Below are 13,790 nucleotides of genomic sequence, written 5' to 3'. Positions count from 1 at the left end.
CCCGTGCCGGGGCGGCGGGTTCGGTTCCGCCGTCGCCGACTCCCCTGTCAGGACGGCAGATCCAGCTCCGCCCACACGACCTTCCCGGACGGAGTGCGGCAGGCACCCCACCGTCGGCACAGCATGTTGATCAGCTGCAGTCCTCGTCCGCCCTCGTCGCTGAGGTCGGCATGCTGGATCTGCGGCAGATCCGGGCCCGTGTCGGACACCTCCACCGACAGCCGCTCGTGCCGTACCAGCCGCAGCTCGCCCGGGGCGTGGCCGTAGCGCAGGGCGTTGCCCACCAGCTCGCTCACCACCAGCTCGGCGCTGTCGAGCAGATCCTGGAGCCCCCACTTCGCCAGCAGGCCGCGGACGGTGCGCCGGGCCAGGGACGCGGCCGAACCGTCGGAGGGCAGCTGGTGCACGTACACATCGCTGTCCGGGGCGAGCGCCACGGTGTCGGCCACGAGCACGATGGCGTCGTCCGCGGGGTCCCCGCCAGCGTCGGCCCGGACCGCGTCACAGACGGCCGCCGCCTGGGGGAGGGCGGTGCGGGTGGTCCGCAGCAGGCCGGCCAGTTGTTCGTCGACGTCCTCCGTACGGGAGCGGATGAGCCCGTCCGTGTAGAGCATCAGCCGCCCGCCCGGGGGCACGGCGCACTCGATCGGGTCGTACGGGATCACTCCGGTGCCGAGGGGTGCCCCGACCGGGATGTCCAGGAAGGACGCGGTGCCGTCGGGGGAGGTCACCAGGGGTGGGAGATGGCCGGCGCTGGCGACGCGGAAGGTGTTGTCCCAGGGGTCGTACACCGCGCACAGACAGGTCGCGACCTGGTCCTCCTCCAGGTCCCGCACCGCGAGGTCGAGGCGGGCGAGCACCCGCTCGGGCGCGATGTCGAGGGCCATCAGCGTCCGCGCCACCGTGCGCAGGCGGCCCATGGTCGCGGCCGCGGCCAGTCCGCGGCCCATGACGTCGCCCACCATCACCGCGCTGCGGCCGCTGGGCAGCGCCACCACGTCGAACCAGTCGCCTCCCACCCCGCCGGGGTCGGGGGTGGGGGTGTAGCACGAGGAGACGTTGAGCCCGGGCGTCTGCGGGGCGCTGCGGGGGAGCAGGGTCCGCTGCAGGGTGACGACCTGGATGCGCTCGCGGCCGTAGAGGCGGGCGTTGTCGATGTATACGGCCGCCTTGGAGGCGAGTTCGGTGGCCAGCGCCAGGTCGGCGCGGGTGAACGAGGGACGCCTGCCCGCCCGGATGAAGTCGGCCATCCCGAGCAGCATCCCGCGGGCGATCAGCGGGACGGCCATGTAGGAGTGCACCCCGGCGCGGCGCATCAGGTCGGCCGCCTGCGGGCTGGGCCCGACGGAGTCGTAGTCGGCCCGGGTCATGCGGCTGCGCAGGACCGGGGTGCGGGACATCAGGCACTGGGCACCGAGCCGCTGCGGGGTGTGCACGGTCAGCTGTCCGACGGGATCGGGGGCGAGATCGAGGCCCGCGATCTGGGACACCGCCATGGCCCGCAGCAGCGGCGCCTCGTGCCCCTTGCTGCGATCGCCCTCCTCGAACCGCAGGACGGACTCCAGCAGGTCCACCGCGCAGCCGTCCGCGAGTTCGGGCACCGCGAAGCCGGCCAGTTCCTCGGCGGTGTGGCGCAGGTCCAGCGTGGTGCCGATACGCAGCCCCGCGGCGTTCAGCCAGGCCAGGCGGCGGCGCGCCGCCAGTACGTCGGTCACCGGTGACAGTACGTCGCGCAGTGCCCGGTGCCCTTCGAGGAACCGATGGACCGGGCCCGGCGCGCCGCCGCCCCGCTGTGGTACGCCCACGCCACCTCCGTCGCGCTCTGTCTCCGCCGATCCCGCCCGGGTCACCGTCACGGTGCCCGTGCCCCACTGCGCAGCCTCTCGTATTCCTTCGCGGCCGGGCAACCGCTGGCGCGACTCCATGTGAGCCGGCCGCTGGTCCGGCGCTGGTCGGCGGGGCCTTCCGCGCACCCGGGCGGGCGGGACCAAGCGCTCGCTCAGCCGGGTGCCGATCGGCTGCGGCCCGGTGCGCGGCTCCCCGGGCGACCGAACAGCCCGTACAGTGCCGGGCATGGCTTGTCGCATCAGTGAGCTGGTCATCGACTGCGTCGACCCCGAGCGGCTCGCCGCTTTCTGGGGCGAGGTTCTCGGGTACGTGGAGTGCGGGCGGGAGGACGACGGCAGCATCCACATCGGGCCGCCCGGCACCGGCTTCGGCGGCCCGCTGCCCACCCTCGTCCTCAGTCCCAGCGGCGATCCGCGGCCGGCCAGGCTCCGGCTGCACATCGACGTCAGCGCCACCGACCGCGGTCAGGACGCCGAGCTGGAGCGGCTGCTGGCGCTCGGCGCCAGGCCCGCCGACGTCGGCCAGACCGGCGCCGAGAGCTGGCACGTCCTGGCCGACCCGGAGGGCAACGAGTTCTGTCTCCTGCACGCCCGCATCCAGCCCGTCTGACGTGGCGCGGGCCGGTCAAGGTCCGGCCCGGGCGGACTCTCCCGAGCGAACCCCACCCGGGCGGTCACTCACGAGCGGGCCCGCCCCGGCGGTCTCTCACGAGACCAGCGCGTCCCATTGGTCGCGCGTCGGGCCCTCCTGCCGGGGCGTGAAGTCCGGACGGGCGTCCAGCCAGGCGGTGACGTGCCGGTCCACCTCCTCGGTGCCGTAGGCCTCGTCGGCCCGGCGCAGCAGGTGGCGTACCTGGGCCCGGGCTCTCATGACGACGGGGTCGTCGAAGGCGCAGGCGGCCTGTGCGGCGGCCCGGCGGTCCGTGGAGGGTGAGCCGTCGGCGAGGCGCCGGGCGCTGAGGCTGTCGGACTTCACCTGGGCGTCGAACCACGGGCGCAGCGTCCGTGCCGCCCAGGAGTGGTATCCGGCCGGGTCGGCCGCGATCTGGTCGGCGTGGGCGGCGAGGTACTGGCCGGCGAGCAGGCCCAGGGCCACGCCGTGGCCGAAGGTGGGGTTGGTGTGGATGAGGCTGTCCCCCGCGTTGACCAGGCCGGTCACGATCGGTCCTGCGTCGTCGGCGAGGGCCGTCCAGCGGTTGTCGAGACCCGCCATCGCCAGGACGGGGGACTGCGGTTCGGCGTCCAGACCGAGCCAGGCGGCGGTCGCGGGGAACCGGCGGGCGGCGGCCTCGAACACCGCCGGGTCGGTCAGTGCGGCGCGGGTCGGATCGCCGGTGGAGAGGACCAGGTGCAGGGCGAACGAGTCGTTGTCGGACGGGAAGACACCCGCGAGGGCGAACGGCACGGACGAGCCGGTCTTCACCCTTCCGGGATCGCGCGGGCCGTCGGCGCGCAGCCGGTACCAGCGGCACAGATAGGCGATGCCGATGCGCCCGCCGTCGACCACGGGCGGGCGGCACCCGGCCGCGGTGAGCCAGCCGGGCACCGGCGAACGACGGCCGGACGCGTCGACGACGAGGTCCGCGTGATACGTGTGCGCGCCCACCCTGACGCCGGTGACCCGGGCGGGGCTGCCCTCCTGCACGGCGAGGCCGTCGACCCGGCAGCCGCCGCGCAGTTCGACGTTCGGTTCGCGCCGCGCGGCATCGGCCAGGGCGGCCTCCAGCACGATGCGCCGGGTGCGCACCGTCACCAGATCCTCGTCGCCGGGCCGGTGCGTTGGATGCTCGTCGAACCAGTCGAACTCGTGGTACTCGCGGGCCCCTCGTGCCAGCAGGTCGGCGTAGACGTCGGGAGCCTCGGCGCGCAGCACGGTGCGCACGGGTGCCAGCAGCGAGTGGGGCTGGGCGGCCTGCGGGACGCGGGGGCGGTGCCAGTCGAAGAAGTCCCGTTCCAGGTCCTCTCCGGCTTGCCTGGCGTCCTGTTCGAACAATGTGACCGTGTGACCTTTTCGACCGAGCATCAGCGCTGTCCCCAGCCCGCTGATGCCCCCGCCCATCACTGCAACCCGCGCCACCGATGATCCCCTTCGCGTCGTGTTGCATGACGAGCCTACTAGTTGATGATCTTCGGGCGGACGGCGCCCTCGGCCGCCGGGGAGCGGTGTGTGCGTCACCGCCCGCCGAGCGGTCCGGGAAGGACCGGTAACACGCGCTCCTTACATCCCCGTCCCATACGCTCGTGAGAGAGACGGTCGGACGCCCTGTGTATCCACGCCGAGGAGGCGATAGTGCTCGGTAGGGAAGCGCGGTTGCTCGCGGGCGCCGTGATCGTGGCGTGCGTGGTGCTAGTCGGTCCCAGCGCGCCGGGCGGCCCCTTCTTCGGCGGTCCACAGGCCGTCAGCGCCGTCAGGGACGTCGTACCGAACCGGGTCATGACATGGAACATGTGCAACCCGTGCGAGGAGAGCAACACCGACCGGGCCGCGGAGATCGCGAGGTACGCGCCCCAGGTCATCGGCCTCCAGGAAGCGTGCGCGCGGGACGTCGAGCGGATCAGGGAGTATCTGGAGACCCGTCACGGGCTGGTCTACCACGTCGAGTACGGCACGGTGCTGCGCAACTGGAGCCGGTGCGGGGGAGCGCCCTGGCGGCCGGGCGGGTACGGGCAGGCGATCCTCTCGGCGGCACCGATGACGGACCGCGTCAACGTCGAGTACCCCGACGGCGGCTCCGAGGACCGCGGCTACATGGCGGTCACCACCACGGTCGGCGGCGTGCGCGTCCGGGTCTTCAACACGCATCTCGCCGAGCGACGTCAGGAACTCGTGCGCGCGAACCAGACACGCGTACTCGCCGCCGCGGTCGCCCGGCACGACCGCACCATCCTCCTCGGCGACTTCAACGCCGTACCGGACGCTCCCGAGCTCGACCGCATCTGGGCACTGGCCACCGACACGGACCCCCAGTGCCGCCCCGCGCTCTACGGCGCCTGCCGGACGACCGCCGACTGGGACACCAAGTTCGACTACGTCTTCCTGCGCGGCATCACCTCGCGCGGGCACCAGGTGAAACCCAGCGTGTATTCGGACCACCACCTCGTGTACGCGGAACTCGACCCGATCCAGGCATCACCCGGGCCCTAGGGTCCTCGGCCGCCGCGAAACCGCACCGGTCGCTCGTCGTACCGGCACAGTGCTAGAAATGGGACATGATCGGTCCTTCTCGCCGGTCCAGGACGAGAGCGGCGCCGTTCGGCGAAGGACGCCCCACCGACTCGTCCCGCCGTGCGGCGGAGCCGCGTTCCCCGGAACACCGCCTCACCCCGTCACTGAGCTTCCGCCCGCTCGCCGCCCAGGTCTTCCTGCTCCAGGTACTGATCATGCTGGTGCTGATCGTGGCGGCGGTCGCGGCCCTGGTGGTGCAGGGACGCTGGGAGGCCGAGCAGGGCGCCAGGAACCGCTGCCTGGCCGTGGCGCAGGGATTCGCCCAGACGCCCGGCACCGCGGCCCTGCTGGCGTCGCCGGGGGCGACGGCGCTGCTCCAGCCCGCCGCGGAGGCCGCCAGACGAGGCTCCGGCGTCGACTTCGTCACCGTCCTGGACAGGAACGGGGTGCGGCTCACCGACCCCGTGCCCGACCTGATCGGCACCAGGGCGCAGGGGGTCGACCGGGCCCTCGCGGGGGAGACCTTCACCGAGACGTTCCACGGCGAGCCCGCGGACGCCGTGCGCGCGGTCGTGCCCGTCAAGGACGCCGACGGGCAGGTGGTCGGCTTGGTCAGCGCCGGAATCCAGTTCGACACCCTGGGGCAGGTGCTGAACCGGCAGGTCCCGGCGATGGTGGCCGCCGCGGCGGCCGTGCTCGCCCTGGCCACCGTCGGCACGGCCCTGGTCAGCCGGCGGCTGCGCCGGCAGACGCACGGGCTCGGCCCCGCCGAGATGACCCGGCTGTTCGAGCACCACGACGCCGTGCTGCACGCGGTGCGCGAGGGCGTCCTGATCGTCGGCGGCGACGGCCGTCTGATGCTGGCCAACGACGAGGCGCGCCGCCTGCTGGACCTCCCGCGGGGCGCCGACCGGCGGCCCGTCGCCGAGCTGGGACTCGGCGCCCGCCTGACCCAGCTCCTGGAGTCGGACGAACCCGTCTCCGACGAGGTGCTCCCGGCCGGTGAGCGGCTGCTCGCCGTCAACACCCGCCTCACCGAGCCCTACGGCGGCGGACAGGGCCTGGTGGCCACCCTGCGCGACACCACGGAGCTGAGCGCCCTGTCGGGGCAGGCCGAGACGGCGCGGGGACGGCTGACCCTGCTGTACGAGGCGGGCGTACGCATCGGCACCACACTCGACATCCGGCGCACGGCGGAGGAGCTCGCCGAGGTCGCGGTCCCGCGCGTCGCCGACTTCGTCACGGTGGAACTCCTCGACCTGGTCCTGCACGGCGAGGAGCCCACCGGCGCCGTCCGGCGGATGCGCCGCACCGCGCTCAGCGGCGCCCAGGGCCACCCGCTGCAACCCGTGGGCGACCTGATCCAGTTCGTGGTGGCCGACACCCCGATGGTGGCCGCCCTGCACCGGGGCAAGGCCGTCCGTGTGGCGGACCTGAACAGCGCCCAGGACTGGCGGGCCCAGGACCCGCAGGGCGCCCGCGAGGCCCTCGAGTACGGCATCCACTCGATGATCTCGGTGCCCCTGCAGGCCCGGGGCGTGATCCTCGGCATGGTCAACTTCTGGCGGGGCTCGGGCTCACCGCCGTTCGAGGCGGAGGACGTCTCGGTCGCCGAGGAACTCGTGGCGCGGGCCGCCGTCGCGATCGACAACGCCCGCCGCTACGCCCGCGAGCACACCATGGCCGTCACCCTGCAACGCAGCCTGCTGCCCCGTGACGTGCCGGAGCAGGAGGCGCTGGAGATCGCCTGGCGCTACCTGCCCGCACAGGCCGGGGTGGGCGGCGACTGGTTCGACGTCATCCCGCTGCCCGGATTCCGGGTCGCGCTGGTCGTCGGCGACGTCGTCGGCCACGGGCTGCACGCGGCGGTGACCATGGGCCGGCTGCGCACGGCGGTGCTGAACTTCTCCTCGCTCGACCTCGCCCCGGACGACCTGCTCGGCCACCTCGACGAGATGGTCGCCTCGTGGGACACCGAGACGTCGAGCGCGGGCGCCCATGACGCCCAGGTCACCGGCGCGACCTGTCTGTACGCCGTCTACGACCCGGTCGGCGGGCGCTGCACCGTCGCGCGCGCCGGGCATCTCGCACCTGCCGTGGTCGGTCCCGACGGTGCGGTGACCTTCCCCGACCTGCCGCTGTCGCCGCCCCTGGGCGTGGGCGGACACCCCTTCGAGACCGGCGAACTGGAACTGCCCGAGGGCAGCCGGCTGGCGCTGTTCACCGACGGCCTGGTCGAGGACCGCGGCAGCGACATCGACGAGGGCCTCGACCGGCTCCGCTCGGCCGTCGCCGGTCCGCACCGCACTCCCGAGGAGACCTGCCGGGCCGTCATCGAGTCGATGCTGCCCGAGCATCCCCAGGACGACGTGGCCCTGCTCGTGGCCCGGACCCGGCTGCTGGACCCGGACCATGTCGCGACCTGGGACGTGCCCTTCGACGTGACCGCCGTCTCGCGCGTGCGCAAGGAGGTGGGCCGCAGGCTCGACGCCTGGGGCCTGGAGGCCGCGTCCTTCTCCACGGAACTCATCCTCAGCGAGCTCCTCACCAACGCCGTGCGCTACGGCGCCGCGCCGGTCCGGGTCAGGCTCCTGCTGGGCGGCACCCTCGTCCTGGAGGTCTCGGACGGCAGCAACACCTCACCGCGTCTGCGCCGCGCGGCCACCACCGACGAAGGGGGCCGGGGCCTGTTCCTCGTCTCCGAGTTCGCGGACCGCTGGGGCACCCGCTACGCGGCGAACGGAAAGGTGATCTGGGCCGAACAGTCCCTGGGCCACAGCCCCGAACCGGACCCCGCCGCGCTGATCGACGAACTGGCCTGGTGATCCGAAAGGCCCTCCGGATGCCCCGAGTCTGCCTTCGTAAACAAGGAACCTGCGACGTATGAGGCGTGGATCGCAGGGTAACCGGTCGGTCAGGAGGTTGATATCCATGGTTCCCGTTCTGCTGGTTCTGCTTCTTGCGCTGCTCCTGTTCGGTGCCGGCTTCGCCGTCAAGCTTCTGTGGTGGGTGGCCATCGCCGTGCTGGTGGTGTGGCTGCTCGGTTTCGTGATGCGGTCCACGACCTCCGGGGGCGGCCGCGGGCGCTGGTACCGCTGGTGAACTGACCCGCCCGCACATCCACGACGGTGGGGCCCGACCGCACGACGGTCGGGCCCCACCGTCGTGGTGTGACGGCGCGCGGGCGTGCCGCGGCCGTGAGACCGGTGCGGCCAGGGTCCGGCCCTCCGAGCTCCCCGTCAGCGATGAGTCAGCTCCAGACGGACGTCGACCACGCCCTCGACGGCGCGCACCGCCCGGGCGATCACGGGTTCCAGCCCGCGGTCGGGCAGGGAGCCGCCGAGCGTGGCCACCCCGTCGGTCACCGATGTGGTGAGGACGTCGCCGTAGGGCAGCGCGCCGAGGACGCCCTTGCGGATCTCCCCGGCGATGTCCTCGTCGGAGCGCAGGAACACCTTCAGCAGGTCACCGCGGCTCACGACGCCCTGGAGGAATCCGGCGCCGTCCACCACCGGCAGGCGCTTGACGTGCCGTCGGGCCATGATGCGCGCGGCGTCGGCCACCGTCGCGTCCGCGTGCACGGTCACCGCCGGGGCGCTCATCAGTTCCCCCGCGGTCACGGCGCCCGCCTTGAGCCGCAGGGCGAGGTCACCCTCGTCGGTGTCCCGGAACTCCTCCTTGGCGAGCAGATCGGCCTCGGAGACCACTCCGACGACCCGGCCCTCACCGGCCAGTACCGGCAGGGCGCTCACCTTCCACTGGTCGAGCAGTTCGACGACCTCCTTGAAGAGTGCCTCGCTGCCGACGGCGACGACCGTGTGGGTCATCACGTCGCTCACGGTGTACGGCGATCCAGGCATCCCGGCCTCCCGTGACGGAACCCCCCTCACCTTCGACCCTGCCGGACCTCGCGCGGAACGCACAGGTGCCAGGGGGCCCCGACCGGGATCCGGTCGGCCCCCACCGTCACGGCCGCGCCGGCCGCGCCGCACCGCAACAGCGCCCGCGACCCGGGCCGTTGGGCGCGCGAACCAGGGCCGGTCGGCCCCCCGCCGGGCCCTGCGGCCCCTGTCCGCGACCGTGCCGAGGAGAGAGGCTCGAATCGCAACCCCCGGTCCAGGAAGGTGGAAGGTCATGACCCGCAGCGTCATCGTCGGACTCGACGGCTCCCGAGAGAGCAGTGCGGCGGCCGAATGGGCGGCGCGTGAGGCGCGGCTGCTCGGCGCCCCGTTGAAACTGGTTCATGTCATGGAGCCGGTACCGGTGCCCTGGGCGGAGGCGCCGCTGCTCGGCGTCGAGACCCAGCAGCACTGGTCCGAACGCATCCCCCGCGAGGCCGCCGAGGGCCTGCGCGCGCGCCACCCGGACCTCGAGATCACGATGGAACAACGAGCCGGACGGGCCACCGAGTTGCTGCCCCAGGAGGCGGGCGAAGCGGACCTTCTGGTGCTCGGCTCCCGCGGGCTGGGAGGGTTCGGCGGCTACGTCGTCGGCTCGATCGGCCTGTCCCTGGTCGCGCACACCGAGCGGCCCGTCGTCCTCGTCAGGGCGGGCGAGCAGGCCGCCGACGAGCACGAGAAGGACCCGGCCGGCGGACCGTCCACCGAGACGCCCTTCCGGCCCGTCCTGCTCGGCCTCGACATCGAGAGCCCCGACGCGACCCTGATCGAGTTCGCGTTCGCCGCCGCCTCCCGCCGGCACACCTCGCTGCGCGTCGTCCACGGCTGGAACCCGCCGCCCTACTACGCGTACGGCCTCGCCGCCAGCCTCGAACTCCACGGAGCCCTGGCACGCCAGGAGACCCACGCGCTGAGCGACGTGCTGCGGCCGTGGCGCGAGAAGTTCCCGGACGTCGAGGTCACCGAGGAAGCCCCCTACGGGTCCGCCTCCGACCACCTCGTCGACGCCTCCCGCGAGGCCTCGCTGGTCGTCGTGGGCCGCCGTATCCGCCGCAGCCCCTTCGGCGCGCACATCGGCCATGTGACCCATGCCGTCCTGCACCACGCCGCCGCCCCCGTCGCCGTCGTCCCGCACCACTGACCGGCGGGCCGGGGAACAGACCCCGCGGACCCGGCCCGCGCCGACGGGCGCGCGCCGGGTCCGCGGGCGGTGCGGGCCGAGGACGGGCCGACCGGTCCCCGACGCACCCCGGTCAGCCCGAGCGGCGCTTCACCGGTCCGCAGGATCCTCGAAGCGCCGGCAGTCCTGGAGGAGGCCCACCATGACCACGACCACCGGCGACCGGGGCGAACCGGCCCCGATCCACGCACTGCTCACGGACGGCACCACGGTGTGCGTCCGCCCGGCCGTGCCCGCCGACCACGACCGGCTGGAGGCGCTCTACGACGAGATGTCCCCGGAGAACCTCAGGCGCAGGTTCTTCGCGGTGAGCCACCGTTCGGTCGCCCGGGCCGCCGCCCGCGCCTGCGCCCCGCCCCGCCCCGGCTACCGGGCACTGGTGGCCGAGACACAGGACCGCATCGTCGGACTCGCCGAGTACGACACCGGCGGCGACGAGGACACCGCGGAGATCTCCATCGCCGTGGCCGACGGGGTGCACCACCGCGGCGTGGGCACCCTCCTCGTCGAACACCTCGCCTCCGCCGCCCGCGCCGAGGGCGTCACCTCCTTCACCGCCGACGCGCTCAGCGAGAACTACGAGGTGCTCCGCCTCTTCGTCGACCTGGGACTACGCGTCAGCCGCCGCTTCGACGGCCCGGAAGTGCGCTGCACCGTCGGGCTCGACGCCGACGACACCTATCTGACCGCCGTGGAGGCCCGCGGCAGCCGCGCCGACGTGGCCAGCCTGCGACCGCTGCTGCGGCCGGAGGTGGTGGCCGTCGTCGGCGCCGGACGCAGGCCCGGCTCGGTCGGCCGCGCAGTCCTCCACCACCTGCGCACCGGCGGCTTCACCCGGCGGCTGTTCGCGGTGAACCCCGCCGCCGACGCGATCCTCGGCGTCCCCTGCCACCCGAGCGTCGGCGACCTGCCCCTCACCCCCGACCTGGTGGTCGTCGCCGTACCGGCCGCCGCCGTGCCGGACACCGCCGAGGCGTGCGGCAAGGCGGGCGTCCGGGCACTGCTCGTGGTGACAGCGGGACTCGACAACGCCCAGGCGAAGGCACTGCTGTCGGCCTGCCGCAACTACGGCATGCGCCTGGTCGGACCCAACTGCCTGGGCATCGCCAACACCGAACCCGGCCTGAAGCTCGACGCCACCTTCGCCTCCGGCCACGCCCGCCCCGGCACCGCCGGAGTCGCCGTACAGTCCGGCGGGGTGGGCGTCGCCCTGCTCGACGGACTCTCCCGCCTCGGCATCGGCGTCTCCTCGTTCGTCTCGCTCGGCGACAAGTACGACGTCAGCGGCAACGACATGCTCCAGTGGTGGGAGAGCGACGACCGCACCGACCTCGCCGTGCTGCACCTGGAGTCCTTCGGCAGCCCACGGGCGTTCTCCCGGACCGCCCGCCGGGTGACCCGCCGGATGCCGGTGCTCACCGTGGACGCCGGACGCACCGAGGCCGGCCGCCGCGCCGCCGCCTCGCACACCGCGGCCGCCGCCACCCGCACCATGACCCGCCAGGCCCTGTTCACCCAGGCCGGCGTCACCGCCACCCACTCCATCGGCGAACTCCTGGAAACGGCCGCCCTGCTGCACTCCCAGCCGCTGCCGGAGGGCGCCCGGGTGGCGATCGTCACCAACGCCGGGGGCGCCGGTGTCCTGGTGGCGGACGCCTGCGCGGAGGCCGGGCTCACCCTGCCGCCGCTCACCCCCACGACCGTGGACGACCTGCTCGCCGTCCTGCCCGCGGGAGCCACGGCCGGCAATCCGGTCGACGCCACCGCGGCGGTGACCGAGGAGCAGCTCGGCGCGTGCGTGGACCGGCTCGCACGCTGCCCGGGTGTCGACGCCGTGATCGTGGCCCTCGTCCCGACCGCGGTCGCCGAGGCGACCGGCGACGACCTGGTCCGGGCGCTCACCCGGGCACCCGGACACCGGGCCCGGCCCGTCGCCCTCGTCCGGCTGGAGCAGGCACGGCCGGTCGAACTGCTCGCCGCCGCCGACGGAACCGTCCCCTCGTACGCCGAACCCCACGCGGTCGCACGGGCGCTGGCCCACGCGGCCCGTCGCGCCGCCTGGCTCGCCCGGCCCCCGGGCACGGTGCCGGAAACCGAGGACGTCGACGCCCCGCGCGCGCAGGCCATGGTCGAGGCGTACCTCGCCGCCCACCCAGACGGCGGCCGGCTCGACCCGCGGTCCTGCGCCGACCTGCTGGCCTGCTACGGCGTCCCCCAGATGCCGTGGGCGTGGGCCGAGACGGAGGACGAGGCCGTGGCCGCCGCCGAGCGGCTGCGCGGACGCGACGGACGCGTCGTCCTGAAGGCCCACTGGCCCGGACTGGTGCACAAGAGCGTCGAACGGGCCGTCCTGCTGGACCTGCGCGGCGACGCGGAGGTGCGGGCGGCGTTCAAGGACCTGCGCACACGGTTCGCCGGACTGATGACCGGGGTGGTCGTGCAGCCACTGGCCGGCCGAGGCACCGAACTCTTCGCCGGCGTGGTCCAGGACGACGTCTTCGGCCCGCTCGTGCTGTTCGGGCACGGCGGCACGGCCGTCGAGGTCCTCGCCGACCACGCGGCCCGGCTCGCCCCGCTCACCGACCACGACGTGCACGACCTGATCACGTCCCCGCGCTGCGCCCCGCTTCTGTTCGGCGCGCACGGCAGCCCGCCCGCCGACCTCGAAGGACTGGAACAACTGCTGCACCGGCTGTCCCGTATGGCGGCGGATCTGCCGCAGCTCGCCGAGGCCGACCTCAACCCGGTCCTCGCGACACCGGACGGGGCCGTGGCGCTCGACGCCCGGGTCCGGCTGCTGCCGCGCCGGTCCCACGACCCCTATCTGCGCCGACTGCGCTGAGGAGGACCAGCCATGAAGCACGACAAGGTCGGCTCCGTGATGACGAGCGACGTCGTCCGCGCCGGAACCGGCACACCGTTCAAGGAAGTGGCACGGCTGCTGGCCGGCCACCACATCAGCGGCCTTCCGGTGACCGACGAGGACGACAAGGTGATCGGGGTCGTCTCCGAGACGGACCTGATGATGCGCCGGGCCGTGACCGAGGCGGGCACCGGAACGGGACCCGCGCGCCGGTGAGCTGATGACCACCCCACCGGTGACCGTGCACGCCGACGACACCATCGTCCAGGCCGCCCGGACCATGGCCCGGCGGCGGGTGGAGCGGCTGCCGGTCCTGGACGAGGAGGACCGCCTCGTCGGCATCGTGACCCGGCGTGACCTCCTCCAGGTCTTCCTGCGCCCCGACACCGACATCCGGCACGAGGTGGTCCAGGAGGTGCTGCTGCGCAGCCTGTGGCTGACGCCCGGCAGCGTCGAGGTGTCCGTCGACGACGGGGAGGTCACGCTCACGGGCGAGGTGGAGCGCAGGAGCGAGGCCGACATCGCCGTGTCGATGACCCGCCAGATCGACGGTGTGGTCGCGGTCGTCGACCGGTTGACGCACCGGCTCGACGACACCAGGCTGCAGCCCGACGAGCAGGCCCTGCACGGCGTGGCCGACGACTGGCTGCGCAGGCTGTGACGGCGGGGCGGCGAGGGCCGCCCCCCGTGCACGGCGCACGGCGCGAGGCGCACTGCGCGAGGCGGGGGGGGGGGGGGGGGGGGGGGGGGCGGTGGGGGGGGGGGGGGGGGGGGGGGGGGGGGGGGGGGGGGGGGGGGGGGGGGTGGGTGGGGGGGTCGACCGAGTGCGGGACAC

The 13,790-nt window shown here is 73.9% G+C and carries 9 protein-coding genes and 1 pseudogene; 7 read left to right on the top strand and 3 right to left on the bottom strand.

The features are described 5' to 3' along the window. Positions 1-47: 47 nt before the first annotated feature. Entirely contained in the window at positions 48-1,805 is a 1,758-nt protein-coding gene (locus tag ACZ6SQ_RS15645; protein WP_469561569.1) for an ATP-binding SpoIIE family protein phosphatase, read from the bottom strand. Between the two features lie 268 nt (positions 1,806-2,073). On the opposite strand from ACZ6SQ_RS15645, the gene ACZ6SQ_RS15640 reads away from it, so the two are divergent. Further along, positions 2,074-2,457, top strand: coding sequence for a VOC family protein (locus ACZ6SQ_RS15640; RefSeq protein ID WP_386385366.1), 384 nt, complete (start codon positions 2,074-2,076; stop codon positions 2,455-2,457). A gap of 96 nt (positions 2,458-2,553) precedes the next feature. Here ACZ6SQ_RS15640 and ACZ6SQ_RS15635 read toward each other — a convergent pair whose 3' ends face one another. Further along, complete coding sequence (locus tag ACZ6SQ_RS15635; RefSeq protein WP_469561566.1) at positions 2,554-3,924, bottom strand: FAD-dependent oxidoreductase; 1,371 nt, start codon at positions 3,922-3,924, stop codon at positions 2,554-2,556. Between the two features lie 210 nt (positions 3,925-4,134). Between ACZ6SQ_RS15635 and ACZ6SQ_RS15630 the strand changes: the two genes are divergently transcribed. The 3 genes from ACZ6SQ_RS15630 (at position 4,135) to ACZ6SQ_RS15620 (ending at position 8,115) form a co-directional block, all read left to right on the top strand. Then, the gene (locus ACZ6SQ_RS15630; protein ID WP_469561671.1) at positions 4,135-4,992 is read left to right on the top strand and encodes an endonuclease/exonuclease/phosphatase family protein; all 858 of its coding nucleotides are present in this window, start codon (positions 4,135-4,137) and stop codon (positions 4,990-4,992) included. Positions 4,993-5,057: 65 nt separating this feature from the next. Next, complete coding sequence (locus ACZ6SQ_RS15625) at positions 5,058-7,838, top strand: SpoIIE family protein phosphatase (RefSeq protein ID WP_469561563.1); 2,781 nt, start codon at positions 5,058-5,060, stop codon at positions 7,836-7,838. Between the two features lie 106 nt (positions 7,839-7,944). Next, positions 7,945-8,115 (top strand): hydrophobic protein, encoded by a 171-nt coding sequence (locus ACZ6SQ_RS15620; protein ID WP_386385373.1) that lies wholly within the window; start codon positions 7,945-7,947, stop codon positions 8,113-8,115. Positions 8,116-8,252: 137 nt separating this feature from the next. Here ACZ6SQ_RS15620 and ACZ6SQ_RS15615 read toward each other — a convergent pair whose 3' ends face one another. Further along, positions 8,253-8,873, bottom strand: a complete 621-nt coding sequence (locus tag ACZ6SQ_RS15615) for a CBS domain-containing protein (protein WP_469561558.1) — start codon at positions 8,871-8,873, stop codon at positions 8,253-8,255. Between the two features lie 274 nt (positions 8,874-9,147). On the opposite strand from ACZ6SQ_RS15615, the gene ACZ6SQ_RS15610 reads away from it, so the two are divergent. From ACZ6SQ_RS15610 to ACZ6SQ_RS15600, 3 genes and pseudogenes are all read left to right on the top strand, one after another. After that, positions 9,148-10,053 (top strand): universal stress protein, encoded by a 906-nt coding sequence (locus tag ACZ6SQ_RS15610; protein ID WP_469561555.1) that lies wholly within the window; start codon positions 9,148-9,150, stop codon positions 10,051-10,053. Positions 10,054-10,234: 181 nt separating this feature from the next. Next, entirely contained in the window at positions 10,235-12,934 is a 2,700-nt protein-coding gene (locus tag ACZ6SQ_RS15605) for a bifunctional acetate--CoA ligase family protein/GNAT family N-acetyltransferase (RefSeq protein WP_469561552.1), read from the top strand. Positions 12,935-12,946: 12 nt separating this feature from the next. Further along, positions 12,947-13,616, top strand: a pseudogene (locus ACZ6SQ_RS15600) (CBS domain-containing protein). Positions 13,617-13,790 lie beyond the last annotated feature (174 nt).

The organism is Streptomyces sp. NPDC048600, from assembly GCF_055587025.1.
Note: the sequence above shows the minus strand (reverse complement) of the source record. Positions and strands in the feature narration are given on the sequence as shown.

Bases quoted from the DNA above. Each gene is read 5' to 3' on its own strand.
- ACZ6SQ_RS15610 (WP_469561555.1), top strand. From the start codon at position 9,148: ATGACCCGCAGCGTCATCGTCGGACTCGACGGCTCCCGAGAGAGCAGT.
- ACZ6SQ_RS15605 (WP_469561552.1), top strand. From the start codon at position 10,235: ATGACCACGACCACCGGCGACCGGGGCGAACCGGCCCCGATCCACGCA.
- ACZ6SQ_RS15625 (WP_469561563.1), top strand. From the start codon at position 5,058: ATGATCGGTCCTTCTCGCCGGTCCAGGACGAGAGCGGCGCCGTTCGGC.
- ACZ6SQ_RS15640 (WP_386385366.1), top strand. From the start codon at position 2,074: ATGGCTTGTCGCATCAGTGAGCTGGTCATCGACTGCGTCGACCCCGAG.
- ACZ6SQ_RS15615 (WP_469561558.1), bottom strand. From the start codon at position 8,873: ATGCCTGGATCGCCGTACACCGTGAGCGACGTGATGACCCACACGGTC.
- ACZ6SQ_RS15620 (WP_386385373.1), top strand. From the start codon at position 7,945: ATGGTTCCCGTTCTGCTGGTTCTGCTTCTTGCGCTGCTCCTGTTCGGT.